Source organism: Hominimerdicola alba (assembly GCF_900112155.1).
Classification (GTDB): Bacteria; Bacillota; Clostridia; order Oscillospirales; family Ruminococcaceae; genus Hominimerdicola; species Hominimerdicola alba_D.
Genome location: NZ_FOKQ01000011.1, coordinates 83,361 through 109,059 on the forward strand (window position 1 = coordinate 83,361; position 25,699 = coordinate 109,059).

A 25,699-nucleotide genomic window follows, 5' to 3' on the forward strand; every position below is an offset into this window, starting at 1 on the left:
ACGACCGAAAGCGCAGGACTTCATTTTTTATTCATCTGAGCAGATCACAGCCTGGGAGATATTGAAAACTTCCGTTAATAAAGTAAAGCATTGAAGTATACAATTCGGCGAAAACGATTGAAAACAGTTGACAATACTTATGTAATGTGCAACAATGGCTATAAAATAATGCAAATCGGGATAAGATTAATAGTTAAAATATGTAGCATTTGTGAAAGGTGACAAAACTAAGATTTCTTGAAAAAAACTTCAAAAAACCTATTGACAAATCGAAGATCATGAGTTATAATATAGACACAGTAAGGGAAACGAAAACAACATGAAGCTTCAAACGATCGATCGATGCAAATGTTTCGTTGACCTGAAACATTAATTTCGGCAGTATCCGCAAAATGCGGTACTAAAATATTTAATAATTTAATTATGGAGGGATTTTTTTATGAAAAATTCAAACAAAAAGGGCTTCACTCTGGTTGAGCTGGTAGTAGTTATTGCGATCATCGGCGTGCTCGCAGCAATCCTCGTTCCTAGCATGATGGGTTATGTTAAGAAGTCCAGACTGAAGACCGCTAATGGTAACGCAAAGACCGCTTACAACGCAGTTGCTGAGTACCTGGCTGACCTCGAGACTCAGGGTCTGATCGGTGATGCTGATGTAGACGAGGCTAAGAGCGTTGCAGAGGCTGAGCTTTCTACAAACGGCAAGGGCTCCGGCGAAGTATTTGTAGCATTCGAAGATATGGAAGCAGCTAATCCTAAGTTTGGTTGCCAGTGGAGAAGAGGCGGCAGCGATGAGATCGTTGGTCAGTATCCTAACGCAGCTCAGAAGGTTGCTGATTGTCCTGCATGGGGCACAATCGATATGTCCAACGACTAATAGCTAACTTATAAAGCGCTATTAAATCAAATCGATAATTTATCGGCGGTCATTATGACCGCCGATTTTTTTGTACGTTTGCACATAAAATATTTCATATAAAATATATTGACAAATAAAAATATTTGTTGTATACTATTGTAAATTGGGAATGATATATCCGCATATTTGGGGGCGCGGATATCAGTGTCATTTTACGGAGGGAAAACTATGAAAACTAATAAGAAAGGTTTTACACTTGTCGAACTGGTCGTAGTAATTACGATCATCGGTATCCTTGCAGCGATCCTTGTACCGACTTTGATGGGCTATATCAAAAAGTCCAGACTGCGTACTGCAAACGCAAGTGCAAAAGTAGCGTACAACGTCTTCACAGGAACTATTGGTAAGTATTTATGCGATGAGAATGATACTGAAATCAGTAGAATTGCAAAAAAAATCGAAGAAAAAGGACTGGAGATCGACTGCCGCGGAAGTACTCCTGCTCCTGATATCGAGTTTACCCGTGTTATCTATGATTCTATCACAACAAACGGCGAGGGTTCGGGCATAATGTATATCGGAAAGTTTGATAATCCCAGGAACAGAGACGGGGAAGATAAGTCATACTTTGTTCAATGGATAGTTTCTCCCGGCGATGAGATGGTTGGACAGTATCCCGACCCTGCTTATGAGGTGAGTGATGTTCCTGAATACATGACTTTCAAGCCTGCATCATAATTCATAATATCTGTAAGCCGAGGAATAACTCCTCGGCTTTTTACTTGGTATATATTGTTTTGATTCAGACAAGATGTTCTCAGATAAAAAATTCATATAAAAATGATAATGTTTTCTGCCGAAATCTCAAAAAACTATTGACTTTTCACCTAAAAAGTTATATAATATGTAAGTGAATGTGCTTATGTAATAGTTAAAGATATTAATGATTTCCCGAGAGCCGCTGATACATGAGCTTTTTCGGCAGGTGCAGCATATTAGGGAAGATTTAAGTCATTTGCTATAAGCATAGTAATTTTGATAGGAGGACTTTTAGTGCGAAAGATCACAAAACCTGTCTTTTTCATCGTACTGTTCCTCATACTCGGTTTTGCTTACCTGACATACGCCGGTATACACTATTATTACGGCGATATCAGACACAGCTACATCAAGGGCGTTGACGAGATACGCTGGGGTATCGATATCCAGGGCGGCGTTAATGCTACCTTTGAGCCTGAGTTGAATAATGAGGATCAAGAAACAACCACCGACGAAATGGACGCAGTAACGGAAAAGGAAATAACAAAGGACGATATGGATGCAGCAAAGGCTACTATCGAGCAGAGACTCGTAAGCCTGAATATCACTGACAGTGAGGTATACGCTGATTATACCAAGCATCGTATAATGGTGTCCTTCCCCTGGCAGTCGGGCGAGGATAATTTTGATCCTTCCGAGGCTATTTCTGAGCTCGGCGATACTGCTCAGCTCGTGTTTGCAAAGGGCACAGAACAGCCTGCAAGCCTTGAAGATGAAAACGTTGTACTCACAGGTAATGACGTTAAGCACGCTGAGGCAACACAGTATCAGGATCAGAACACAGGTGAGATCTCCTGGGTAGTATCCCTTGAACTCAAAAAAGAGGGTGCCGATGCTTTTGCAGCTGCTACTACCGAACTGGCTGGCAACGGTCAGATCTCTATCTGGATGGACGATGATAATATATCTGCTCCTAGTGTAAATGAGCCTATCACCGACGGCAAATGTCAGATCTCGGGTAACTTTACCTATGAGTCTGCTAAGGCGCTGGCTGATAAGATCAATGCAGGTGCGCTCCCCTTCAACCTTCGGTCTACAAGCACCAACATAATCTCGGCTACACTGGGTGAGGGCGCAAAGAAAGCTATGGCTATCGCAGGCGTTATCGCATTCATTATGGTAGCTATCTATATGATAATCGTTTACAGACTTCCCGGATTTGTTGCAGCTATCGCTCTGCTGGGACAGGCTGCAGGCTCTCTTGCCTGCATAAGCGGCTTCTTTCCCAATCTGGACAGCTTCACGCTGACTATACCCGGTATCGCAGGTATCATACTGGCTATCGGTATGGGCGTTGATGCCAACGTTATCGTATCTGAGCGTATCAAGGAAGAACTCAATAACGGCAAGACCCTTAACGGCGCTATCGAACTTGGTTATAAGCGTGCGTGGGCTGCCGTATTCGACGGCAATATCACCGTTGTATTCGTAGCAGTTATACTCATGGGTGCTTTCGGTCCTACCGACAGCGTATTCGGCACACTGCTGAAGCCTCTGTTCATGGCATTCGGTGCATCTACCGCGGGTACTATCTACTCCCTCGGCTACACCCTGCTGGTAGGTATCGTACTGAACTTCTTCTTCGGTATTTTCTGTTCAAGACTGATGCTTTCTTCACTTTCCAAGTTCAAGGCATTCAAGAAGCGTAAGCTGTATGGAGGTGTTGAGAAGAATGACTAACGAAAAGAAAAATCTCGACGTTGTAGGACACCGCAAGATATTCTACTGCATCTCCTGCACCCTTATCGCACTGTTTATCGTGCTGACTTTCGTACTGGGACTGAACGTGGATATCATGTTCAAGGGCGGTACTATAATGACTTACACCTACACAGGTGAGCTCAACACTGATGAGGTCAAGGACGTTGTCTCTGAGGTACTGGATCAGACATCCACCGTTACCAAGGGTGAGAACGCTGCTAGCAAGCAGACTACTGTAAAGATACAGCTGTCCTCCACAGGCGGCATCAACGAAGTTAAGCAGAACGAACTCCAGGAAGCTCTGGAAGAAAAGTTCGCTGATAACGAGCTGGCTCTCTTTGAATCCAGTGACGTTAATGCTTCCAACGGTATGGACTTCTTCTTCAAGTGTCTGGTAGCTGTAATATTTGCAGCTATCGTTACCATCATCTACATCGGTTTCCGTTTCAAGAAGATCGGCGGTATCTCCGCAGGTATATTCTCCGTTGTAGCACTGCTCCACGACCTCTGCATGGTTTACGGCTGCTTCGTTATATGCAGATTTGATATCAACGCGAACTTCATGGCAGTTCTGCTGACTATCCTCGGCTACTCCATCAACGCGACTATCATAATCTACGACCGTATCCGTGAGAACCAGAATCTCAAGGGCAGCAAGATCGAACTGGAAGATCTGGTAAACCTTTCCGTTACCCAGACTCTGGGACGTTCGATACACACCACTGTTACTACCGTTATGGCGATGTCCGTTGTATGCATCGTCTGCACAATATTCGGTGTAAAGTCCATAATCAGCTTTGCATTCCCTCTGATCATCGGTATGCTGGCAGGTGTGTACTCTTCTAACTGCATCGCTCCTACACTGTGGGTAATGTGGAGAAGACACGCTGAAAAGAACCCCAAGAAATCAAAAGGCAAGACTGCAAAGCAGTCAGGCAGAAGATGATCTTAAACAGCAAAATCAGCCATAGCAGAAATGCTATGGCTTTTTTGTTGACACGGTGTACGCTCTGTGCTATAATTTACATCAAACATGGGGTCTTTATTTACAGGACACATCTGTCGTGGTCGTACGTCAGAAAATATGATATCATTGTATGCAGAAAGGAGGTCAATTATGGATCAGGTAAAGATCGGGGCATTTCTAAAACAGATTAGGAATGAGAAAGGTTTATCGCAGGAAAAACTGGCTGAGGTCTTTGGTGTTTCGTCAAGGTCTGTTTCCAGATGGGAAAACGGAAGGACAATGCCCGACATAAGCATTATGATCGAACTGGCTGACTATTACGGTATTGATATCCGTGAAGTGCTGGACGGAGAAAGGAAGAGTGAGAACATGAACGAGGATATGAAAGAGACCATGACAATGGTGGCTGATTACACCGACAAGCAGAAAAAGCAGGCTATACTGAGAGGTATGATCCTATTCGGCTTGGAGATGCTGTGCTGCGGATACACAGTGGCTATACTGATAATGATGGGATGCGGATTAAAGCTTCCTGTATGGCTGATAACGGTGCCTTTGTTACTGACGGCTGTATTTGCCTTTATGGTTGTACTGAACGCTAAAGAACACGTCCGCAGGATACAGCGGGATAATTTTAAAAACGGTTGATATTGGAGGACGAAAATTCATCTTCTTAGTTGTTTGCTATTTACTTTTGCCCCGGGATATGATATAATATTCTTGTCTAAATTATTTCTATTTTGTTTTGGAGTCGGTAATAATGTTGGGAAAATTCGTGAATAAAGCTCTGGCTTTTCTGACTGCGGTGGCTATTTCGATTACGTGGGCAGCATCTGCAAACATTTCGGTAAGGTCATATGCATACAACTATGAAAATATAACAGGCGCAACGAACGTCACGGGGTTCAGAAATATCAAATACAAAAAGGTCATCACTATCAATGCGACGGACAAATTCGGGGCTGACAGGACGGGAAAGAAAAAAACGTCCTCACAGCTGCAAAAGGCGCTGAATTATGCCCGTGACAATGCAAGCGACAGCGTTCAGGTGAAAGTTGTGATACCTGCGGGTAATTACCTTGTTGACAAGACGCTTTATGTCTATTCAAACACATACATAAGCATGAAAGGCGCTGTGCTGAAAAAAGCCTCGCCGACAGGGGGCTGTATACTGAGGAATGCGCAGCCGAAAAAGCTGGGCGGCTACAACGATGCACGCAACATTATCATCGAGGGCGGATGCTTTGACGGCAACATTGGTAAGGATTATCAGAATTTCTGTAATGTTCGCCTGGGGCATTTGAATAATCTTATGCTGAAAAGCGTGTCATTCAAAAGCAACCTGAATGCCCATCATATTGAACTGGGCGGAGTTAAGGGCGTGACCATCACAGGCTGTGATTTTTCCGATTACCGCGGCAGCTATGTAAAGGAAGCCATGCAGTTCGATATAATGAACAACGCCAATGTATTCAGCGGATTTGAGCCTTTTGATGATACAACCTGTGAAAACGTGATGATACGCGGCAACAGCTTCCGCAATGTTATGCGCGGCATAGGTTCACATTCGGCGACGCTGGGAAAGTACTACAAGGATTTCGTCATCGAGAACAACACTTTCACAAATATCACCGACTGCGCTATACTTATGCAGAGCTACAAGAATATCACCGTCAACGGAAACACCATGAACAATGTGGGCAGCGGTATAATCGTCAGGAATATGTCGCCCTCGGAAAGCAACGCGGGATACTATTCGCCTGTGGATGACAGCAATATCGGCAGTTCTCTCAACAACGACCTGAATACCGTCATAAAGAACAACGTCATCAGCGCAAGGGTTACAAGCACAAGACCTTCCCCTGTGGGTATACAGCTTTTCGGAAAGCTTATTGAAACAGGCAGAGGAACGGACTTCGACTATCAGGTTGAGGGCGTGCGCATAACTAACAACACCATGAAAATACCTGGTACCTGCATCGAGATGAACGATGTTACAGGCATCAAGGTGGATTCAAACAAGCTTTCCTACACAGGGTCATCGGGGAGCGATTTTGATCTTATAAATGTGCAGGATTCCTCTGAAACTCTGTTTTCGGGCAATACAACGGTGAATCCTGCGGACGGCAGCTTTTCTGTCAGCGGCGGCAGGGTCTATCTGCAGGATATGACCCTTTCAAACAAGTCCGACGGCTGCTGCGGTGTAAGGTCGGGAAAGAACGGCTCTGTTTTTGGCTGGGATCTTACTGTACACTCGGCGGGTGCGGCTTCAAGCACCATATTCGCTGAAAAAGGCAGCGGGAATATGGTAATAAGCGGCGGCAGCTACAGTTCGGGGGGAGATGATTCTCCTGCGGCGGAATCGGATTCCGTTATCGCCATCAGCGAAGCATCGCTGAAAGGCGGAAAGTCCGAGGCTGTGAGGGTGGCAAATCCGGGTATGATGTATATCTACAACTGTCAGCTCTCCACCGATGTAACAAACAGCGAGGACGGTCTCACGGCGGCGGCTGTGCTTTACGGCAACAGCCCCTACGGTGCGGAAGACAAGCTCTCGCGGCTGTATGTTGAGGACGGGAGCATAGCTTCTCACGGTGATGTGATATTCACTACCAACTGCAAAAGCGAGATAATACTCAACGGCACAAAGCTTTCCACTGACCGCGGCGGATATCTGCTGAAATGCGTATCCGACCCTACCCGCTGGGGCTGGGGACGAAATGACTGCGGCGGCGCTGTGTGCAGTCTGACACTTATCGGGCAGGAGCTTTACGGACAAATGCTCTGCGACAGCCTCAGCACGCTGGATATACTTATCTCAAAGAACTCGGTATACAGGGGCACTCCCGAGAGTGCATCTGCGGGAGTTTTATGCGGTGACAGAGGAGATATATCCGTGAGCGTAGATGAAAGTTCATCTTGGGTGATAGATCGGGACTGCACCGTCAGCGAACTTCATACGGCGGGGCAGATAAAGGACATATACGATCTTCAGGCGAAGATAACCGATGCTGAGGGAAATATCCTGCGTGATGGTGACAGCCCTTTCACCGTGATTGTTACGGGGGCGTACAGCGAAACTCCCGAGATTCACGATATCGGCAGCAGCTACAGCTTTGAAGATTTCTGTATGAGCCGCACGGATATCGACCCTGCCATGCTGGACGATGTAGAGGACACCCCCGAGGTTTACAAGCGCGGCGATGTCAACGGCAACGGACGTGTCGAGATAGGCGATGTTGTAATGCTGGCGAGCTTTATAAAGCAGAAAAGGTTTTTCCCCGACCCCGGCACCGAGCATCGTGCAGATGTGAACAACGACGGTCTTGTAAACACCAAGGATATGCTGCTGGTGGCGGCGGCGGTAAAGGGTCTGAGACCGCTGTGATATTATTAGAATAGTATAAGGCACTTCTGACGATGAATGAACGTCAGAGTGCCTTTTTATATTTATGGTTATCACGCGGATACACATGACGTTTACTATAACAGCGATAAAAAAATAATGAGAGTATGGCGGTTATCTTTTCCCCCGCCGCAGGCGGGGGAAAAGATAACGTCAAAATAATATATCCATGTCGATACGGGATTTTAAGCGGGGTGCTAAAGGGATAGTCATATTTTTGATTTTAAATGTATCGATGCATAAATTTTCTTTTTCCGTCCACAATACTGTCAAAGGGCTTCGCAGACCGACGGCGGGGCTGAAATTTGATGTTCGGAGAAAGGAAAACTATGGGTAATTTTCTTACAGATTCAAAGCTTGGCAAAAGGCTGGGCACAAAAGGTGTATGCATAACCCTTGGGGCTTGTATGATAGCGCTTGCAGGGGCAGGTGCTGCGGCTTACAACAAAGCAGTTGAGGAACTTAACAGCACTATCGTGACAGATGTTCCGCGTGCCGCCGAACAGGCGGACAACAAGACATCGGGTGTACAGAAGCCTGCGGACGGCTCGGCTGATAAAAAGGAAAGTTCATCAAAGGGGACAGATGACACTTCGTCCATGATATCCGACGATATCAAAACTCAGCCCAATGTTATGCCTGTGAACGGCGATATTTTAAATCCGTTTTCGGATGGCGAGCTGGTAAAAGACGAAACTCTCGGGGTATGGCGCACCCATGACGGAGTGGATATCAAGGCTGATGTGGGTACTCCTGTAAAAGCCATGAACAAGGGCACGGTAGTTGAGGTAAAGGAAGATCCTCTGTGGGGCAACGGCATTGTCATCGACCACGGCAGCGGCGTGACGGGCTATTATTACAGCCTTTCAAAGGCGATGAACGTAGTCGAGGGCGACCGCGTGAATGCGGGACAGGTGATAGGCGCAGTAGGCGACACCGCCGAATGTGAAGCCGCAGAACTTTCCCACCTGCACTTCGCCCTGAAACAGAACGGCAGCTGGATAGACCCAATTGACTTTATCGGCATAAAGTATAACAAGTAGTGATCCCTCTATAAAGACCCGACCGTCGAAATAAGATCGGCGGTCGGGGGTTTTGCTATTTATGGAAATGCATATATCATGGCTACGTAGAGTTATGGAATGAAAAAGCTCCCATTGGAACTGGAGCTTTTGATATCAAAGAACTATCTTGTCCAGGACTTCTCCCACCTTGTCGTGGAGTACCAGTTCGCACATTTCGTCCATGGGGGTGGGGTCGCGGTTTATCAGCACCAGGTGCTTGCCGCGGAAATATCTTACCATTCCTGCCGCAGGGTAGACTGTCAGAGAAGTGCCCGCGATGATAAGGCAGTCGGCGCGGGAGATGCTTTCGACAGCACCCTCTACGGTATCATTGTCAAGACCCTCTTCGTAGAGTACTACATCGGGCTTGATAGTGCCGCCGCAGGTGCATTTGGGCACGCCTGTGCCATTGAGGATATCCGCCACGGCATAGGGCTTATGGCACTTCATGCAGTAATTTCTCAGCACTGAGCCGTGAAGCTCGTAAACATTCTTACTGCCTGCCGCCTGGTGAAGTCCGTCGATATTCTGGGTGACTATGGCTGTCAGCTTGCCTGCTTTTTCCATCTCGGCAAGTTTCAGATGAGCTTTGTTGGGCTTCGCCGTAAGGCACAGCATTTTGTCGCGGTAGAATTTGTAGAAATCCTCGGTCTTGTTCATGAAAAACGTGTGGCTGAGGATAGTTTCGGGAGGATAGTCATACTTCTGATTGTATAGACCATCCACGGAACGGAAATCGGGGATACCGCTCTCGGTGGATACTCCTGCACCTCCGAAAAATACTACGCGCTTTGAATCGTTGATTATTTCCTGCAATGTCATGGTGATACCTCCTTCTGGTTCAGAATGTATTTTATGATTTGTCGAGGCTTTGTCAGCCTGCGATCATTTCTTTTAGAAATTCATTTCCGTCAGCATCGACGAAACGGAAAGTGAACGTAACATCTTCGTGGAGAGAATATGTGTGGTAAATTGAAGCGGCTTGCTCGATCACTGCTGTTATCTCTTTATCCGCGCTTTTTTCAAAATCTTCCTTGCTTTTTACGTGGATTGTGAAATCGGTGAAGTCATCGTTATAGGTGATATCTGTAACTGTTGTATAGGCATCAAGACCGTTAGCGATGAGATCATCAAGAGTTTCTTTGCTGGAATTTATGTTATTTTGAGCCACAGTATTGAAATAATCTTCATCAAAGGTAAGGTAGGTCATATCGGAGTTTTCTTCGCTTTTTACCTCTTCCTTTTTGACGATGTGGTGGTCGGAGTAATTGGCTTCTTCGTTTGTTATGCCGTTTGAGGGTATAGCTACCGTAATTGTTCCGTCATCGTTTTGGACAACTGCAACTTCGCCCTCGGGGTCATCAAAGACGTAGCTTTTGCCGTCATCGGGATCGGTGGCGGGCTTTGATGTAGTCTTTTCGGGCCTTTTTTCAGCCTTTGATTCGGCAGGAGTTTTGCTTTCGGTGGAACTATCGCTGTCTTCGGTGACGGCTTCGGAGCTTTCTTCTTCGGTGGTGGAAGTGTCTTCCGGTTCCCGGAAATATTCAGGCTTGCTTTCGGTATTTGCCTTTGAACTTGTGGGCTCTTTATATTTGTGTGCGTCTTTGTCGCCGCAGGCAGAAAGACCGAAAGCCAGCATTACAGCGACTGCAAGTATATATGTCTTTTTCATGGTATGTCTCCTTGTCATTCTGTTATCTCGATGAGGTTTCCCTCAAACCCGATGATGCAGCTTTCGTAGTAGCCGTCACCTGTAACTCGGGGCGGGCTTTGAAGTCTGAAGCCGTCATCGGTGATGCATTTTGTCAGTTCATCGACTTTTTCTCTGCTGCCCGCACTGAATGCGATGTGCGCGTAGCCCATTCGGGATACCCTGTTATCGTCCTCAAAGAGGTTGGGCTTGTTCATTATCTCAAGCCGTGAGCCTTCATCAAAGCTGAGAAAGTAGGAGGAAAATCCTGTGCTGGGGTTGCGGTAGATATCGCCGCTTTTAGCGTTCAGATACTTGGTGAAAAAGTCTTTTGCGCCCTCAAGGTCATTGACGTAGAGGGCTGTATGTTCTATTTTCATGATTTTGCTGCCTGTTTTTCAAAGCACATCACTACTTCTTCATCGCGGGGTTCTTCAATCTCCTTTTTCAGGCAGAGGTATACTACCACGATGTTGACTATCTCGATAAGCAGCAGGAATCTTCTGTCCATAGAGCCTTTGCCGAAAAGATAGCCCGAGAGCGCCTGTACTGAGCAGTACTGGGATGTGAATATCAGCCACAGTCTGCTTCTGTAGCAGAATGCGAAGATAACGAACATAACTTCGGAAAGATAGAAATATCTCTCGTGCATATGTGGCAGCACAAAGGGCACTACGAATGAGGATATCATGGCAAGTGCCACCATTGTATTGTTTGTGAGTTTCAGTTCCTTTTTGGTGATGTAGTAGTACATTACGGTGACAACGCAGGCACCTGCAAAGAATATGCCCGCAGGTCCCAGAAGTTCGTTTTCAACTTCTTCCCAGAGTGTCCAGAGGTTGGGCAGGGACATACAGAGGTCTTCGTACTGACCCGACTGACGGAAGTATACTGTCAGCAGACGGATAAAATCTCCGCCGACGATAGTTGCAGGGATTATGCTTATAACGTATACAGCGGGTATCCACAGCAGGTTCAGGGGACGTATCTTCTTTTTGAAAAGGGCTATGCCTATGAAAGGTGCGAAGAATATCGCCTGAAGCTTGAATGCAAAGCTTATGCCGAACATTATCATGGCTACGTTATCCTTGCCTTTCATCATATAGTAAAGGCACATTACAAGGAAGCAGGAGTAGATGACATCGCACTGACCCCATGTTGCGGAGTTGAGTACCACTGTCGGCAGACAGAATACTGCGGTGAATGCTATTACGGGGAGATGGGGGTTCTTGCTTTTCTTGTCAGCAAGTTCGACTATCCACATGGCGTATATGGCTGTGATGAAGTCGAATACTATCGAAAGTATTTTAAGTCCCAGCTGGGCTGAGATATCTTTGAAGTAGGTGAGTAACGCTATGTAGTAGTAATATAACGGCGTGTAGTCGCCCACATCGTCACCCACTGCCTTGAATCCGCCGTTTTCGGCAAAATAGTTGTACCATCTTTCAAGGTAAAGCCACATATCTCTTGAAGTGTGGGGCAGAAGTTTATGTCTCATAAACATTCCGCACACGCACACGATCATGATGTAGATCAGTTTTGCGATATTATCAAAATCCCAGCCTTCCAGAAATTTGGGCTTTGACGCAGTTTTTTTGTTTTCGCTCATTAAATTGCCTCCAGTTATTGATTCATACATACAGTAAACGACATAAATTTCCAGCCTAGTTCCTTCTTTGGTGGGTGAAAATTTAGATGTCGTTTACTATAATATATTTTACCTTATTAATAAACTTTTGTCAATAGCGTGGGAATGCATAAAATCAAAGCTGCGTTTTGTCAAAACCGATCATGTGAATGCTCCATTGTTATTCAATTGTCAAGATGCTGATGGTACCCTGTGCAGTATAACACGCCGCTTCATATACCGTGGTCATAGTCAGCGACTGCCTGTCATCGTGCGCACATGGGGTGGATATATATTAACGGCTTACCCTTTTGTGGGACAGCCGGGATAGTCTTTTTACTATCAGGTGTTTTTGGGGAAAAGTTGTACGTTTTTGTACAACTCTTGCAGAAATATGTCGGGGTTAAATATAAAAACATATGTTTGCATAGAGAGTGAGGTGTGGGTATAGATAATATGACCGTAAAAAAGTGTGTGGAACTGCCAAGGAGACAAAGCGCGCGGTCAAGCCTCGCGCCAGCAGGCTTGCGGGAGTTTGAGGGCAGAGCCCTCAACTCAAGGCGCAAAAGCGACGTGGCAACAAAGTCATAAATAGCACAACAATCTTTCGACCAAATAGGCGCGGCAATAACAAAATAAAGAGCGTGGACAATACAACCGTCCACGCTCTTTCTATGTCCGTAAAAATATTGCCGCGCCCGCCGTCAAACAGCGATAGCGTCTTTGACGGCTCGACCCGAGGAACGAGGGGCGACACCGCGCAAACTACCGTTCAAAGCACCCCAACGCCTATCCAACCAACCTCAAAGACCTATACCAATAAAAAAGCCACAGCATTTCCGTCTTTCATCCGGAAATACCGTGGCTCAAAACTTCTATAATATGTACCGACTTGCTATCAGTCCATAGTAACTATCTCTTTGTAGAACTCAGCATAATCCTTTCTGTCATCCTTGGTGAAAGCGATAGCAGTTCTGGGGTGCTGGTTCAGCAGACCTGTCATGAGGTACTGGAGATCGTAGCCCCATACAATGCCCTGCTCGCGGAGCTTTGTCATGTGCTCGTCAATGAACTTGATAACAGGGAATACATTGTACTTGGGATTCTTCAGGAAACCAAGCAGAAGCTCCATAGCGCAGTTGCCTGCACCTCTGCCCATTGAGGAGTATGTAGCATCCAGCCAGTCAACACCGTCACCAACAGCCTCAATAGTGTTAGCAAAAGCAAGCTGCTGATTGTTGTGTGCGTGGATACCTACCTTCTTGCCGTACTTCTCAGCAAGCTCAACATATACCGCAGCAAGTCTCTGCATCTGCTCAGGGTACATAGCACCGAAGCTGTCAACGATGTATATTACATCAACAGGGCTCTTACCCAGTATATCCAGCGCTGCACGGAGATCGCCCTCCTGTGCTGTGGATATAGCCATGATATTGCAGCTTACCTCGTAGCCCTTGCTCTTGGCATTCTCTATCATATCAACAGCTGTGGGTATCTGGTTGAGGTATGTAGCAACTCTGATAAGGTCGATAACACTGTCATTTCTGTCAATGATATCTTCCTTGTAGTTGCATCTGCCAACGTCAGCCATAACAGCTATCTTCAGGTCGGTGTCGTTGTCGCCAACAACAGCTCTTAGGTCGTCCTCATCGCAGAACTTCCACTTGCCGAACTTGGACTTATCGAACATTTCCTTGTCGCCCTTGTAGCCGAACTCCATATAATCAACGCCTGCCTTGATGTTTGCAAGGTACAGGTCGTGAACGAACTTATCGGTGAAGAAGAAGTCATTTACCAGACCGCCGTCACGCAGTGTTGCGTCTACCACCTTTATACTGTCTCTGTAATTCATCAGATTGGATATCTCTTTCATATCATACATCTCCCATTTAATAATTCGCTTTATAGCTTTATGCAGTCTAAGCTTTAAATCACTAAAGCAAAGTATATCACACTTGGCTTGAAAATGCAAGTGCTAATCCAATATTTTATATATAGTTCACACATTTTTGTATGTTTTACAAACTCCACCTTCGTTTCAGATGTGCTGATTTGTAAATTTGTGCCAACTTGTTTGATGAACTGTCTTTGCGTGTCGAAATGCTCGGTTTTAAAAACGCTCTATAAATCCGACTTTTTGCGTTTTGGATTTTCGCGGCAGCAAAACAGACTAAGCCTCGGAGCGAAGCTCGTGGTTTATGCGACTGCGTCGGCATATGCCTCGTGCCGGCAGGCTTGAGCCAAAGCTCCCCACCTCTTTGGCAGTACCCGAGAGGCTGCTATGTGGCGTTTTGTTCCGTGTGGGACAATTTTAAACCTAATATTCATAAAATAATCAGGAGCACAGAACTGTCATCTTGCACGAAAACACGATTCATAAGCGTGTTTTTGATGCTGCAGTTTCCAAAAATATCCGATTTGGGTATTGACATTTTAGCTTTGTTGTGATATTATAGTATAAGAGAATTTGAAAATATCTTAGATTCGATAAAAGGTTTTCCAAAAGGCGGGCGATTTTTAATGACAGATTTTTACTATCCTGTGCTGGGCGACGAGGTTTCTCTTCCGCTGTTCGTACTGGGCGCGGGCGCTAGGGACAGAGAGTGGCATTTTATAAGAGAGGACGGTTATCCCGGGTATCAGATAATCTACTGTACCAGAGGTTCGGGCGTTCTCAAAATTGCTGACGGCGAGTTCCCTGTAAAAGCGGGAGACGCTATGTATCTTCCCCCTAATGTACCTCACGAGTATTATCCTGTCGAGGACATCTGGGAGACACACTGGATAGCATTTTCGGGCAGAGATGCGCAGTACACTCTTGAGCACATAAAGCTTGAAAAGGCGAAGGTCGTACACATCAGCGACCTTAGCGGAGTTGAGGCTATATTCAAGAAGATACTTTATCTGCTGAAGACCAACTATTATTATGCGGGTCACGAGTGTTCGATGCACCTGTACCAGTTCCTGATCGAGCTGCACAGGGTAACTAATATGCAGAACGGCGGTCAGGACAGCACCAAGCTGAATCAGCTGAAGCCTGTTATCAACTATATCGATACCAACTTCTATAAGGAGCTGACACTGGTGGAGCTGGCTGATCTTATCGATCTTTCACCCCAGTATCTTTGCAGGCTTTTCAAGGAATGCCTGAATCTTCGTCCTTTTGAGTATCTGGCAAGGAAGCGTATACAGCAGGCTAAGATCTTCCTGCTGGAGGACAAGCTGAACATCAACGAGATAGCTACTAAGGTAGGATACAACGATTGCAGTTATTTCTGCGCGGTATTCAAGAAGCATGAGATGCTTTCTCCTGCTGAGTTCCGTTCTCTGCACAAAAAGGCTGGAAAGTAAGGCTTTTTTGTTGGCAGGGTTCGGCAAACAAATCAAATAATAAATTGCGGGCGGTCACATATTTCAGTGCATGAGATTTAGTGACCTGCCCGTTCTTTGTGTCCGTATATGACCGCTTTTAGAGGACGGATGATCCCGATATTTGGGGCGAAGCATATTGGTTAGTGATACGGTGACATGAGAAAGGCAATTCTGTTCATAAAACGTTTACAAATATTTTTTGGTGATGTGTCAGTTTTTGCGTTATGGCTCCGACTTGGTAGATGAAACGTTTCAAAGCGAGGTTTTTTGATATGACCGAAAAAGAATTGCTTGCCCTGCTGTCTGCTGATCCGCGACGGGGTCTTGAACAGGCGGTGCGGCAATATACTCCATATGTAATGAAAATAGTGCGGACAAAGCTTAGCGGGATATGCACCGAAGAAGATCTTGAAGAGACTGTAAGTGATGTATTTATGATGTTTTACAGATATATCACGCAGAACAAAAAAGAGATCAGATCGGTAAAAGCATTGCTGGCTGTGATGTCAAGGCGCAGGTGTGCGGATGTATATGAAAAATCGCTGAAGCACAAGGACGATATCCCGATAGATGAACTGGCGGAACTTCCCGCAGATGAACAGTGGGATAATGACCGCCGTCAGCTGAACGAGGCACTGCACAAGCTTGGTCAGCCTGATGAGGAGATATTTATACGCAAATACTTTTTCGGACAGAACAGCCGCTCGATAGCAGATGAAATGGGAATGAGACACAATACTATAGACAAGCGCATTTCACGGGGGCTCAAAAAACTGAAGAAAATACTGGAGGAGGGTAATGATGGATAAAGATCTTAAACGGCTTATGGATGAATGGCAGATATCCGATGCGGAAGAATTCAAGGATGACTTTGAAAACTTCGGTGAGGACAAGGTATCTTCCGATTCCGTAGAACGCATCCTTTCCTCTACCTTACAGAAAGCAGGATTTGAACAGCAGAGTTCAGTCCCCGAACCGAAAGGAGTCATTACAATGAATAGAATGAATGCAGATAACAAGATAGACAGTGTAAAAGAATTCGGAAAGGTATCGAACTTCCGCAGGGGTTCGGTGATAGCAGCTTGCCTGGCGATAGTTGCAGCAAGCACATTCACAGTAAAAATGCTGGTAGGCGGAAACATCGGCGCAGATGAGGATAACAATTCCAGGATACAGGTGGCACAGACTACAAAGACGAAGACACCTGTACCCGCTGACAGCGGTGTGACCGATGAAGAAAGCGATTCGGATGAAGCAGAGTTCATATCCGAAACTGACAGCCTGACCGAAAATGACAGCATATCCGAAACAGAGAGCAAAATTGAAAAGAAAGAAACAAATTCGTCGGTAAAGACCGATACTACCGCTGACAGCAAACTTGTAAACGAGACGATCGAGGAAGAGGACAGAGGAGGTCATGCGCAGGCAGGAAATGACTATGTAAAGGAAGAGAACAGCGACGAGATCGACAGGGGCGGACATATGCACGCAGTTAATTATCCTGATGTTTACGGTTTTGATGAGGATAACTATGTAGATGATAGCCTTAAAGCGGATATAGACTCTGCAACTATCATCTGTGAGGGTACTGTGACCTCAAAAGCGATATACGGACGTTCACGAAATGATGACTTCAAGCCTCTCAGTGATTACAGTGAAAGCGAGCTTGACAATGTTGGCAGATTGTATTTCAGATGCACGGTCAAGCTTGACGGTACTTGCTTCAAGGGGCAGGAGTATATTCGCTATCTTTCACAGACAAGAAATTATGACCCTGCAAGCGGCGATATGATAGTTGTGATCCCTGCGGGAAGAAAGATAACATCTGATGATGATGAATTCGCTCCCACTTATGCATCAACAGAAAGCGAGATAGATAATGCTGACCTTTTCAATGTAGGCGAGAAGCTGATAGTGGAGTATGTTATGCAAGAATATGACAATAGCTGGAATATTTCGGGAGAAGATATCTACAGATATGAGCAGGAATCTTATATGTATCACAGGACCTCATTCTATGTACCTGCTTTGAGAGACGAAAATATGGGCTATGAGAGCATGACAAACTATCTGCTGAATACATTCAAGGGCGGCAGTGTTGAAGCCGCCGAAAAATGGATAAGCTATCTCGGAGAAAGTTCGACCATAAAGTGCATCCCCAGCAAGAGATTTGCACCCGGTAAGGTAGTAAGCGTGAATCCGTCTTACGCTGAAAATGGCTTTATCATATATGTAGCAGAATAAAGTTTTATACACCCCGCTTTTATATATAGAACCTGCACAGCCCCGCGTCAGCAAAAGACGCGGGGCTGTGTGCGTTGCGGTATCTTTACTTTTGGAACGGTGATACCGTTCATAATGCCCGTGCATTTTTTCGGATGCGATCACATACTTTCGTATACGCTTGCTTGCGATTTTTCGCCCCTCGTTCCTCGGGTCGAGCCGTCAAAGACGCTATCGCTGTTTGACGGCGGGCGCGGCAATATTTCACGCGGATAGAAAGAGCGTGGACTGTTCGATTGTCCACGCTCATGATTTTGATATTGCCGCGCCTATTTGGTCGAGAGATTGTTGTGCTATTTATGGCTTTGTTGCCACGTCACTTTTGAGCCTTGAGTTGAGGGCTCTGCCCTCAAACTCCCTCAAGCCTTTCGCGAAAGGCTTGAGCCAAAGCTCCCCTCGCGGCATAGCTTTGTTTTAGAGCGCGGTTTTGTTGCCGCGAACGCTCGTTGATTTCTTGCCCCTGTGAAATAAGTGATAATTTGTCTATCAGCGCTTTACATTTGCGGTGTTTTATGTTATAATAATCGTATATGTATTTTAAGTCGTTAAATCGTTAAAAACATCGGCATAGAAAGAGTGATGAAAATGGTATTCAGATGCGAATTGAAAAAAGTGGTGGACGACACTTATGATATAGAGATAGGTCACGGGCTGCAGAAGCAGCTGGTGGATGACCTTAAAAACGGGCTTACAGGCAAAAAGAGGTTCGCTGTGATAACTGACAGCATAGTTGAGGGGCTGTATGCGGCTGATATCCTCTGTATGCTGAGAGATGCGGGTTTTGCGGCTGAGATGTTCGTTATCCCCGAGGGTGAGAAATCCAAGACGAGAAAGTGGAAAGAATACCTTGAGGACGCTATGCTCGAAAAGGGATTCCGCCGTGACTGCGCTGTTATAGCCGTTGGCGGCGGCGTTGTTACAGACCTTGCGGGATTTGTGGCAGGAACTTTCGGCAGGGGCGTGCCTTTTGTTAACTATGCCACCACTCTGCTGGCGGCGGCTGATGCTTCGGTGGGCGGAAAAACTGCGGTGGATACTCCTCTTGCCACCAATCTGATAGGCATATTCAATCAGCCTGACAAGGTGTACATCGACATAGATACATGGAAAACTCTGCCAAGACAGCAGATAGCCAACGGTCTGGCTGAGACCATAAAGCACGGCTGTCTGGGGGACAGGGAGCTTTTTGAATATCTGGAAAAGAACGTTAACAAGATATTTGATGGCGATGTTGAGGCTTGCGAGTACATCGCGGACCGCAACTGCGAGGTAAAATACAATGTAGTTATGCAGGACGAGCGCGAGAGCGGTCTGCGTGAGGTGCTGAACCTTGGACATACAGTTGGACGTGCGGTGGAGACTGTTTCGGATTACGAGCTGTACCACGGCGAGGCTGTATCCATCGGTATGGTGGCGCAGGCTAGGCTGGGCGAGAAGTACGGATTCGTTACTGCTGAGGAAAGACAGCGTGTGGAGGCTCTGCTTGAAAGTGCTGAACTGCCTGTGCGTGTACCCGAGTATATCGACAAGGCGGCACTGGTGAAGAAGCTTTACACCGATAAAAAGGTGAGGGACGGAAAGCTCAGGTTCGTATTCCAGAAGGGCATAGGCGAAGTTGTGCAGTTAGGTGAGAACAATTTTGCGAAAGAGATAGCCGAGGACGAGATAGCGGCTGTTATCGCTGATATGTAAAGCGGCTGCGGAAATGTGATATTTTCGGAGGTGCAGTCGTGAAAGATTTCCCCGATTTTATGAAGAGCAGGCTCAACCATATAGACAGCTCTCAGCAGAATACGCCTGATATTGACGGTTATTATTACGAGGGAAAAGACGGGAGCCAGATATGCTTTTGGACATATTTCTCCGACAGAGAGTCGAAAGAGAATGTGCATGAGTTCGATGAATACGTGTTCTGCGTTTGCGGTGAATATGTTGAGATATTTGACGGCGAAGAACATATACTGCACGCGGGCGACGAACTGTTCGTACCGAAAGGCACACCGCATCACGGACGAGTGACAAAGGGCACAAGAACGATACACGCTTTCGGCGGACAGCGGATAATTGATATAAAGGACTGATAGTATGGATATAAAGATAACCCCTGCAAAGCTTCACGGCGTGGTGACACCGCCGCCCTCGAAAAGTGCGGCGCACCGTATGCTTATCGCGGCGGCGCTGGCTGAGGGCACTTCGGTGATAGACAGGCTGTATCCCTCGGTGGATATACTGACCACTGTTGAGGCTATGCGTCAGCTGGGGGCTGATATAGATGTTGATGGGGACAGGGCAGTTGTCCGCGGGATAGGAAATGCTCCCGAAAATGCGGTGCTGGACTGCTGTGAGAGCGGTTCAACGCTGAGATTTCTCATACCCGTGGCGGCGGCGCTGGGCGTTAAGACAGAGTTCCTGGGGCGCGGCAAGCTTCCCGAAAGACCAATAACTCCTTATCTGGAAGAATTTCCGAATCATGGTGTTGAGTTTGACTACAACAACACAATGCCTTTCACAATAAATGGTAAGCTCACAGGGGGCAGATACGAGATAGACGGCGGGATATCCTCGCAGTTTATAACGGGACTTCTGCTGGCGCTTCCCCTTACCGGACAGCGCAGTGAGATTGTGCTGACTTCACATCTGGAATCACGCCCTTACGTGGATATGACCATCGACGTAATGCGCAAATACGGTGTAAATGTGGAGGTCACGGAGAACAGCTTCATCATACCCGAGGGACAGAAGTTCAGGGCTTATGACGACGCTGTTGAGGGCGATCATTCTCAGGGTGCATTCTTTGAGGTGGCAAATGCTCTGGGTTCTGATATCGATATCAGGGGGTTAAATGAAAATTCTTTTCAAGGTGATAAAAAAGTCATTGAAATATGCGAAAAAATAGTGTATAATAATAATGGTGCGATGGAACCATTTACCGTAAGTGCGGCTGATATACCCGACCTGGTGCCTATACTGGCGGTACTGGGCAGTTTTTGCGGCGGAGAGAGCAGGATAATCGATGCGGCAAGGCTGAGGCTGAAAGAGAGCGACCGTCTTGCGGCTATGGAGGAGACCCTCAACGCGCTGGGCGGAGATGTTACTGCAACGGCGGACAGCCTTATCATAAAGGGCAATGAAAGTCTTGCAGGCGGCGCTGAGGTATCGGCGCACAACGATCACCGCATAGCAATGGCTATGGCGATAGCGGCTACAAGATGCGAAAATCCCATAATCATTCGCGGGGCGGAGTGTGTGAGAAAGAGCTATCCCGATTTCTGGGAAGTATACAGAAGTCTCGGCGGCATAGCTGAGGAGATCTGAGGTCCCTGCGGGAGAATTTTTCAGAAGAGTTTTACTTGACGTTGCGGTCATATTGGTTGTTTTCGGAGGTAATACTATGGAGAGTTTTGACGGTTTCGAGTTCGGGGGTGCTTACAAGGGCGAGCCTGTTGAGGAGATCGGCGGCGTGCTGCTTCCCGAGGATTACCTTGCTTTCATGCGGGAGCATAACGGCGGCGAGGGTGAAGTCGGTGGGACATACCTGGTGCTTTTCCCGCTGGAAGAGCTTTCGGTGGTATATGACAACTACGATCTGGGGAGAGTGCTTCCGGGATATGTGGTCATCGGCGGTGACGGCGGCGGAGAACTCTACTGTGTTGACGAAAACGGCAGGTACTATAATGTTCCTGCGATGATAGATAAAGAAGATCTGACCTGTCTGGGCGACAATTTCAAGGATTTCATAAAAAATGCTGTTGCCCTTTGGAAGGGGGATGACTGATATGGCTATCGACAGAGCTGACTGGCACTGGGACAGCGCGGTAAAGCTATACCGCGAGACTCACGGTATAACAGGAGAGCTGACCGAGGAGCAGGAGAATGAGATATGGCTGCTGGCGGGCAATCATATCGGTATGTTCCTGCACTGGATAATAGAGAACGGTTTTGAGGGCGAAGAGGCTGACCCCGAGCACTGTGAGGACGTTCGCAGAGGGCGCATGACAGGTGCGGAGTTCCTTATGTGGGACTGCGACGGCAAGCTCTGGGATGAGGATATCCGCGAGGATATACTGCCTTTTGCCAAGAAATACTACGATAACGGCTATTTTGACGATTACTGCAAATGCTGCGGCGGTGATAAGCCCGTGTACGGGTTTATCAGCGGCTATGAAGATTATGAGAGACTTCGCGAACGCATAGATGCGGCATTTGAAGCCTATTACGAAGAGGATCTCGGAAATGGGTGATTATATATCTTATATCCGCAGCATGGTGGGGCATGAGCTTGTTATAATGACGGCTGCCTGCGCTGTGATAGAGGACGGTGAAGGCAGGATACTGCTGCAGAAACGCCCGGGCGGGAAGTGGGGACTTCCCGGCGGTATAGCGGAGCTTGGGGAAGCTCTGCATGAGACTGCAGAGAGGGAAGCCTTTGAGGAAACAGGTTTGAAAGTCCGTGCGACAACGCTTATAGGGGTATATTCGCGTTATCAGGCGGAATGTTCAAACGGCGATAAGCTACAGCCCATGGTGGCACTGTTCGGAGCTGAGATTATCGGCGGTGAACTTAAAACTGACGGCATAGAAACACTGGAACTCAGATATTTCGGGAAGGGGGAGATACCGGAATTATACTGTAAGCAGCATCAAGACATGATAAGGGATTATTTTACGGGTAAAAAAGGATTTTTCAGATGATGCCTGATGAGCGATAGGGGTGATCGTGCAGGCATATGATAGGGGGATGGATTTATGGGTAAGTTGGAAAAGTTCCTGAATGGCGAGATAGACGACGGCAGCGAAGATCAGGGCGCTAAGGGTATACTCCGTACAGTTCGTTTCGGAGGATACGATAAGAAAGAGACATTGTTCGCAGTGAACAGGCTTCAGGATGAGATAGTTGCCCTTGAACAGGCGCTGAAAGCGAAAAAGCTTGAAATGCCTTACAAGATACCGCCCGAAACTGAGCTTAAACCGATAAGGCGTGCTATGACAGGCGGTTTCAGCGAAAAGGATACGAATGCTTATTTTGATGAGCTTTTTAAAAAGATACATGAGCTTCGTGAACAGCTTGAAGCTGATACTGCCGATGGTAATGAGTGATAACGGGATATGAATCTATCAGAGGGAGGTAATCGAGATGGGATTTTTAAGCAAGCTGTTCGGCGGAGGAAACGGCGAGAGCGGCATGGAAAGTGCGCCTGCACCCTTAGCGGGTGAAACGGGTATGCCTATACTCAGGACTGCGGTCAGGGGCGGATATGACAAGCGTGAAACGCTTATGATGTTCGATCAGCTGACGACTGAAAAGATCATGCTTGAAGAAGCGCTTAAAGCCAAAGACGGCGGCGCACCCTTTCGGATACCGCCTGAGGCAAGTATCATTACGCCAAGCAGGGTAAAGATGGGCGGTTTCAATGAAGATGATGTAAATGAATATGCGGAACAGCTGGCGGCGGAGAATGCTTCGCTGCGTGCAAGGCTGATCTGACATGATAAAGCACACATTTGTGTGCTTTGATATATTCCGTGAGAACGCGGGGCGTATCAAAGTACACAGAGGGATCTATAGCTATCCGCCCTATAATTCAGACAAGCTACGTTCACGAAAACCGTATACCAAAGCTTTTGTGAATAGATCTTGTGGATCTGATCGGCCGGAACGCTATAGGAATAGATTTGGATACAGGAGGAAAGTAAGATGTCATCAACATGGAAAAACAATATAAGTTTCACTGTTTTCGGTGAAAGCCACGGACCTGCCATAGGTGTCTGCATGGACAATGTTCCCCCCGGAGAGAGCATTGATGTGGACAAGATATACAAGTTCATGGCACGCCGCGCCCCTAAAAAGGACGGCACTACCACTATGAGGAATGAAAAGGATATCCCGCAGATAATCTCGGGTTTCCATAACGGCAAGACCACGGGCACTCCGCTGGTGGCTATGATAGCTAACAGCGATCAGCATTCGCAGGATTACAACAACCTTTCAAAGCTGGCAAGGCCCGGTCATGCAGACTATACAGGCGCCCTGAGATACCGCGGTTTCAACGATATACGCGGCGGCGGACATTTTTCGGGCAGGCTGACTGCACCCTTGTGTTTTGCAGGTGCTGTGGCACAGCAGATACTGGAAAAGAGAGGTATCTACATAGGTGCGCATATCTCTGAGATACATGGTATAACAGATAAGTCCTTTGACCCGATAAATACTTCGAGACAGGATATAATCGACCTTAAAGAAAAGGATTTCCCCGTAATTATAGATGTACAGGGAAATGAGATGAAAAAGGAGATTCTCAATGCCCGTGAAAATCAGGACAGCGTGGGCGGCATCATCGAGTGTATCGCCATAAATGTTCCTGCGGGTATTGGTTCGCCTATATTTGATGGTCTGGAGAATTCAATAGCACAGCTGATATTCGGCATACCTGCAATAAAGGGTCTGGAATTCGGTGCGGGCTTTGATGTGGCTAAGATGACAGGCTCAGAGAACAATGACGAATTCTATGTAAACGAGAGAGGCATTGTTGTAACTAAGACCAACAATCACGGCGGTATACTGGGCGGTATATCCTCGGGTATGCCTATCACACTGAAGGTGGCTGTTAAGCCTACACCTTCCATATCACAGCCTCAGGAGACTATCGACTATTCGGCAATGAAGAACGAGACGCTGGTGGTAAAGGGCAGACATGACCCCTGCATAGTAGCGCGTGCTGTACCTTGCGTTGAGGCGGCTGTAAGTCTGGCTGTACTCAGCCATATGCTGGAATACCCAAATTTTTAGACAGTTTCCCGAAGGAGGGTGATGGCAACGATAAATAATCCCGAAAACTTTATTTCAGGGAGCATGAAGAATGTCACGGAGGTCTACCGTGTTCAGATACTGCTGGCATATTTCCTCAGCAGGATAAATCAGCTTTGCACACCTAATCAGCTGACGGAGATAGCGACGGGGGAGGGTATAGTGAACTATTTCGACTATACCGCCGCCATAAGCGCTATGCTGGAGAACGGCACTATCGAGGTGGCGGAGATAGAGGGGACGGAGTACTATCGTCTTACAGAAAAGGGCAAGAGCGGTGCGGAGAGCTTCAAGAAGCAGGTGGAGAAGAGCCTGCGTGACAAGATATACGCATCGGGACTCAGACTTTTCGCACAGCTGAAGAGCGAGATGGATATAAGCTTCGATGTGACTCCTGAGGGAAGCGGCTTTAATGTGGGATGCAGGTATCTCGACGGCGATATGACCCTTATGGATATCAACCTTTATGCACCCGATGAAGATCAGGCGAATTTTATCAAATCGAAGATAAAGATGAACCCTACGGATTTCTATTGCAGGGTCATTGACTATATTATAGATAATGAGGAGTATGTGCCCAGCGTTGCGGAAAACGAGGGTATGCTTTTCTGAACATCATGCTGCGATATTTCGCGCCCGGATCAGGGCGGATATCGCGGCTTTTTTATTGATGTGAGTTATGATCGATTTTAACTGTCGAAAATGAACAGAAATTTCGTGAAATGACGAAAATCGTTTTACATCGAAAAGTGTTGACAAACGCGAAAAATGGTGCTATAATAATTAAGCTGTCAACGAGAGAGCACGAAAGAGCGAAAGAGCGCAGGAAACTTAGGGATAAGAGAACGAGCGCGGGATTAGTTCAGAAGAGCGAAACTCGAGAAACGGCAAAAATTTATCACGAAAACCTCTTGACAAAAAGGAGAAAAAGTGATATAATAAAAAGTACCGCACAAGAGAGAAGTTCAGAAACGAACGAAACTCGGGAAAAGAAACTTCAAAAAAGTTCTGAAAAGGGCTTGACAAACGAAGAAAAATGTGGTATAATAAAAAAGCTTATAACGCACAAAGAACTCTGAAAAAGAGTTCAAAAAAATCTTCAAAAA

Annotated in this window: 26 protein-coding genes; 21 read left to right on the plus strand and 5 right to left on the minus strand. The window is 46.6% G+C overall.

What is annotated here, in order from left to right:
- Nucleotides 1-439: 439 nt before the first annotated feature.
- From BM265_RS08005 to BM265_RS08035, 7 genes are all read left to right on the plus strand, one after another.
- A complete protein-coding gene (locus BM265_RS08005; RefSeq protein ID WP_074961052.1) occupies nt 440-877 on the plus strand; it encodes a type II secretion system protein in 438 nt (145 codons plus the stop codon).
- Between the two features lie 210 nt (nt 878-1,087).
- The gene (locus BM265_RS08010) at nt 1,088-1,597 is read left to right on the plus strand and encodes a type II secretion system protein (protein WP_074961053.1); all 510 of its coding nucleotides are present in this window, start codon (nt 1,088-1,090) and stop codon (nt 1,595-1,597) included.
- Between the two features lie 315 nt (nt 1,598-1,912).
- Nucleotides 1,913-3,358: a preprotein translocase subunit SecD gene (locus tag BM265_RS08015; protein WP_074961054.1), complete on the plus strand. Its 1,446-nt coding sequence runs from the start codon at nt 1,913-1,915 to the stop codon at nt 3,356-3,358.
- Nucleotides 3,351-4,325, plus strand: coding sequence for a protein translocase subunit SecF (gene secF / locus BM265_RS08020; protein WP_074961055.1), 975 nt, complete (start codon nt 3,351-3,353; stop codon nt 4,323-4,325). Before BM265_RS08015 ends, secF begins: the two co-directional genes overlap by 8 nt.
- A 138-nt stretch (nt 4,326-4,463) precedes the next feature.
- Entirely contained in the window at nt 4,464-4,994 is a 531-nt protein-coding gene (locus BM265_RS08025) for a helix-turn-helix domain-containing protein (protein ID WP_074961056.1), read from the plus strand.
- Between the two features lie 112 nt (nt 4,995-5,106).
- Entirely contained in the window at nt 5,107-7,734 is a 2,628-nt protein-coding gene (locus tag BM265_RS08030) for a dockerin type I domain-containing protein (protein ID WP_074961057.1), read from the plus strand.
- A gap of 347 nt (nt 7,735-8,081) precedes the next feature.
- On the plus strand, nt 8,082-8,795 hold the full coding sequence (locus BM265_RS08035; RefSeq protein ID WP_074961058.1) for a M23 family metallopeptidase: 714 nt from the start codon (nt 8,082-8,084) through the stop codon (nt 8,793-8,795).
- A gap of 135 nt (nt 8,796-8,930) precedes the next feature.
- Here the strand turns inward: BM265_RS08035 and BM265_RS08040 are convergent, their stop codons facing one another.
- The 5 genes from BM265_RS08040 to BM265_RS08060 all read right to left on the minus strand — a co-directional run bounded on the left by BM265_RS08040 (nt 8,931) and on the right by BM265_RS08060 (nt 14,006).
- Complete coding sequence (locus BM265_RS08040; protein WP_074961059.1) at nt 8,931-9,638, minus strand: NAD-dependent protein deacylase; 708 nt, start codon at nt 9,636-9,638, stop codon at nt 8,931-8,933.
- Between the two features lie 52 nt (nt 9,639-9,690).
- The gene (locus BM265_RS08045; RefSeq protein ID WP_074961060.1) at nt 9,691-10,488 is read right to left on the minus strand and encodes an LptM family lipoprotein; all 798 of its coding nucleotides are present in this window, start codon (nt 10,486-10,488) and stop codon (nt 9,691-9,693) included.
- Nucleotides 10,489-10,502: 14 nt separating this feature from the next.
- Nucleotides 10,503-10,886 carry a VOC family protein gene (locus BM265_RS08050; RefSeq protein ID WP_074961061.1) on the minus strand — a complete coding sequence of 128 codons (384 nt, stop codon included), beginning with the start codon at nt 10,884-10,886 and terminating at the stop codon, nt 10,503-10,505.
- Entirely contained in the window at nt 10,883-12,115 is a 1,233-nt protein-coding gene (locus tag BM265_RS08055; RefSeq protein ID WP_074961062.1) for a glycosyltransferase 87 family protein, read from the minus strand. Before BM265_RS08055 ends, BM265_RS08050 begins: the two co-directional genes overlap by 4 nt.
- Nucleotides 12,116-13,031: 916 nt before the next feature.
- Complete coding sequence (locus BM265_RS08060) at nt 13,032-14,006, minus strand: aldolase catalytic domain-containing protein (protein ID WP_074961063.1); 975 nt, start codon at nt 14,004-14,006, stop codon at nt 13,032-13,034.
- 647 nt (nt 14,007-14,653) lie between these two features.
- On the opposite strand from BM265_RS08060, the gene BM265_RS08065 reads away from it, so the two are divergent.
- From BM265_RS08065 to BM265_RS08130, 14 genes are all read left to right on the plus strand, one after another.
- Nucleotides 14,654-15,484, plus strand: coding sequence for a helix-turn-helix domain-containing protein (locus BM265_RS08065; RefSeq protein ID WP_074834651.1), 831 nt, complete (start codon nt 14,654-14,656; stop codon nt 15,482-15,484).
- A gap of 293 nt (nt 15,485-15,777) precedes the next feature.
- Nucleotides 15,778-16,314, plus strand: coding sequence for a sigma-70 family RNA polymerase sigma factor (locus tag BM265_RS08070; RefSeq protein WP_074961064.1), 537 nt, complete (start codon nt 15,778-15,780; stop codon nt 16,312-16,314).
- A complete protein-coding gene (locus tag BM265_RS08075) occupies nt 16,307-17,749 on the plus strand; it encodes a hypothetical protein (protein WP_074961065.1) in 1,443 nt (480 codons plus the stop codon). Before BM265_RS08070 ends, BM265_RS08075 begins: the two co-directional genes overlap by 8 nt.
- A 624-nt stretch (nt 17,750-18,373) precedes the next feature.
- Entirely contained in the window at nt 18,374-19,480 is a 1,107-nt protein-coding gene (gene aroB, locus BM265_RS08080) for a 3-dehydroquinate synthase (protein WP_074961066.1), read from the plus strand.
- Between the two features lie 38 nt (nt 19,481-19,518).
- The gene (locus tag BM265_RS08085) at nt 19,519-19,869 is read left to right on the plus strand and encodes a cupin domain-containing protein (RefSeq protein WP_074834659.1); all 351 of its coding nucleotides are present in this window, start codon (nt 19,519-19,521) and stop codon (nt 19,867-19,869) included.
- A 4-nt stretch (nt 19,870-19,873) separates the two neighbouring features.
- Nucleotides 19,874-21,103 carry a 3-phosphoshikimate 1-carboxyvinyltransferase gene (gene aroA, locus BM265_RS08090; protein WP_074961067.1) on the plus strand — a complete coding sequence of 410 codons (1,230 nt, stop codon included), beginning with the start codon at nt 19,874-19,876 and terminating at the stop codon, nt 21,101-21,103.
- Nucleotides 21,104-21,179: 76 nt separating this feature from the next.
- Nucleotides 21,180-21,563: an SMI1/KNR4 family protein gene (locus tag BM265_RS08095; protein ID WP_074961068.1), complete on the plus strand. Its 384-nt coding sequence runs from the start codon at nt 21,180-21,182 to the stop codon at nt 21,561-21,563.
- A gap of 1 nt (nt 21,564) precedes the next feature.
- Nucleotides 21,565-22,029, plus strand: coding sequence for a DUF7832 domain-containing protein (locus tag BM265_RS08100; protein ID WP_074961069.1), 465 nt, complete (start codon nt 21,565-21,567; stop codon nt 22,027-22,029).
- The gene (locus BM265_RS08105) at nt 22,022-22,480 is read left to right on the plus strand and encodes an NUDIX hydrolase (protein ID WP_074961070.1); all 459 of its coding nucleotides are present in this window, start codon (nt 22,022-22,024) and stop codon (nt 22,478-22,480) included. The genes BM265_RS08100 and BM265_RS08105 overlap by 8 nt, the downstream gene beginning before the upstream one ends.
- A gap of 54 nt (nt 22,481-22,534) precedes the next feature.
- A complete protein-coding gene (locus tag BM265_RS08110; protein ID WP_074961071.1) occupies nt 22,535-22,885 on the plus strand; it encodes a hypothetical protein in 351 nt (116 codons plus the stop codon).
- 37 nt (nt 22,886-22,922) lie between these two features.
- Nucleotides 22,923-23,273, plus strand: coding sequence for a hypothetical protein (locus BM265_RS08115; RefSeq protein WP_074961072.1), 351 nt, complete (start codon nt 22,923-22,925; stop codon nt 23,271-23,273).
- Between the two features lie 210 nt (nt 23,274-23,483).
- Nucleotides 23,484-24,575, plus strand: coding sequence for a chorismate synthase (gene aroC, locus BM265_RS08120; protein WP_074834676.1), 1,092 nt, complete (start codon nt 23,484-23,486; stop codon nt 24,573-24,575).
- A 21-nt stretch (nt 24,576-24,596) separates the two neighbouring features.
- The gene (locus BM265_RS08125; protein ID WP_074834678.1) at nt 24,597-25,205 is read left to right on the plus strand and encodes a DUF4364 family protein; all 609 of its coding nucleotides are present in this window, start codon (nt 24,597-24,599) and stop codon (nt 25,203-25,205) included.
- 140 nt (nt 25,206-25,345) lie between these two features.
- The gene (locus BM265_RS08130) at nt 25,346-25,672 is read left to right on the plus strand and encodes a hypothetical protein (RefSeq protein WP_207646967.1); all 327 of its coding nucleotides are present in this window, start codon (nt 25,346-25,348) and stop codon (nt 25,670-25,672) included.
- Nucleotides 25,673-25,699 lie beyond the last annotated feature (27 nt).

Excerpts from the sequence above, each read along its gene's own strand:
- BM265_RS08005 (WP_074961052.1), top strand. The coding sequence starts at position 440 with ATGAAAAATTCAAACAAAAAGGGCTTCACTCTGGTTGAGCTGGTAGTA.
- BM265_RS08010 (WP_074961053.1), top strand. The coding sequence starts at position 1,088 with ATGAAAACTAATAAGAAAGGTTTTACACTTGTCGAACTGGTCGTAGTA.
- secF (WP_074961055.1), top strand. The coding sequence starts at position 3,351 with ATGACTAACGAAAAGAAAAATCTCGACGTTGTAGGACACCGCAAGATA.
- BM265_RS08025 (WP_074961056.1), top strand. The coding sequence starts at position 4,464 with ATGATATCATTGTATGCAGAAAGGAGGTCAATTATGGATCAGGTAAAG.
- BM265_RS08030 (WP_074961057.1), top strand. The coding sequence starts at position 5,107 with ATGTTGGGAAAATTCGTGAATAAAGCTCTGGCTTTTCTGACTGCGGTG.
- BM265_RS08035 (WP_074961058.1), top strand. The coding sequence starts at position 8,082 with ATGGGTAATTTTCTTACAGATTCAAAGCTTGGCAAAAGGCTGGGCACA.
- BM265_RS08040 (WP_074961059.1), bottom strand. The coding sequence starts at position 9,638 with ATGACATTGCAGGAAATAATCAACGATTCAAAGCGCGTAGTATTTTTC.
- BM265_RS08045 (WP_074961060.1), bottom strand. The coding sequence starts at position 10,488 with ATGAAAAAGACATATATACTTGCAGTCGCTGTAATGCTGGCTTTCGGT.
- BM265_RS08050 (WP_074961061.1), bottom strand. The coding sequence starts at position 10,886 with ATGAAAATAGAACATACAGCCCTCTACGTCAATGACCTTGAGGGCGCA.
- BM265_RS08055 (WP_074961062.1), bottom strand. The coding sequence starts at position 12,115 with ATGAGCGAAAACAAAAAAACTGCGTCAAAGCCCAAATTTCTGGAAGGC.
- BM265_RS08060 (WP_074961063.1), bottom strand. The coding sequence starts at position 14,006 with ATGAAAGAGATATCCAATCTGATGAATTACAGAGACAGTATAAAGGTG.
- BM265_RS08065 (WP_074834651.1), top strand. The coding sequence starts at position 14,654 with ATGACAGATTTTTACTATCCTGTGCTGGGCGACGAGGTTTCTCTTCCG.
- BM265_RS08070 (WP_074961064.1), top strand. The coding sequence starts at position 15,778 with ATGACCGAAAAAGAATTGCTTGCCCTGCTGTCTGCTGATCCGCGACGG.
- BM265_RS08075 (WP_074961065.1), top strand. The coding sequence starts at position 16,307 with ATGGATAAAGATCTTAAACGGCTTATGGATGAATGGCAGATATCCGAT.
- aroB (WP_074961066.1), top strand. The coding sequence starts at position 18,374 with ATGGTATTCAGATGCGAATTGAAAAAAGTGGTGGACGACACTTATGAT.
- aroA (WP_074961067.1), top strand. The coding sequence starts at position 19,874 with ATGGATATAAAGATAACCCCTGCAAAGCTTCACGGCGTGGTGACACCG.
- BM265_RS08095 (WP_074961068.1), top strand. The coding sequence starts at position 21,180 with ATGGAGAGTTTTGACGGTTTCGAGTTCGGGGGTGCTTACAAGGGCGAG.
- BM265_RS08100 (WP_074961069.1), top strand. The coding sequence starts at position 21,565 with ATGGCTATCGACAGAGCTGACTGGCACTGGGACAGCGCGGTAAAGCTA.
- BM265_RS08105 (WP_074961070.1), top strand. The coding sequence starts at position 22,022 with ATGGGTGATTATATATCTTATATCCGCAGCATGGTGGGGCATGAGCTT.
- BM265_RS08110 (WP_074961071.1), top strand. The coding sequence starts at position 22,535 with ATGGGTAAGTTGGAAAAGTTCCTGAATGGCGAGATAGACGACGGCAGC.
- BM265_RS08115 (WP_074961072.1), top strand. The coding sequence starts at position 22,923 with ATGGGATTTTTAAGCAAGCTGTTCGGCGGAGGAAACGGCGAGAGCGGC.
- aroC (WP_074834676.1), top strand. The coding sequence starts at position 23,484 with ATGTCATCAACATGGAAAAACAATATAAGTTTCACTGTTTTCGGTGAA.
- BM265_RS08125 (WP_074834678.1), top strand. The coding sequence starts at position 24,597 with ATGGCAACGATAAATAATCCCGAAAACTTTATTTCAGGGAGCATGAAG.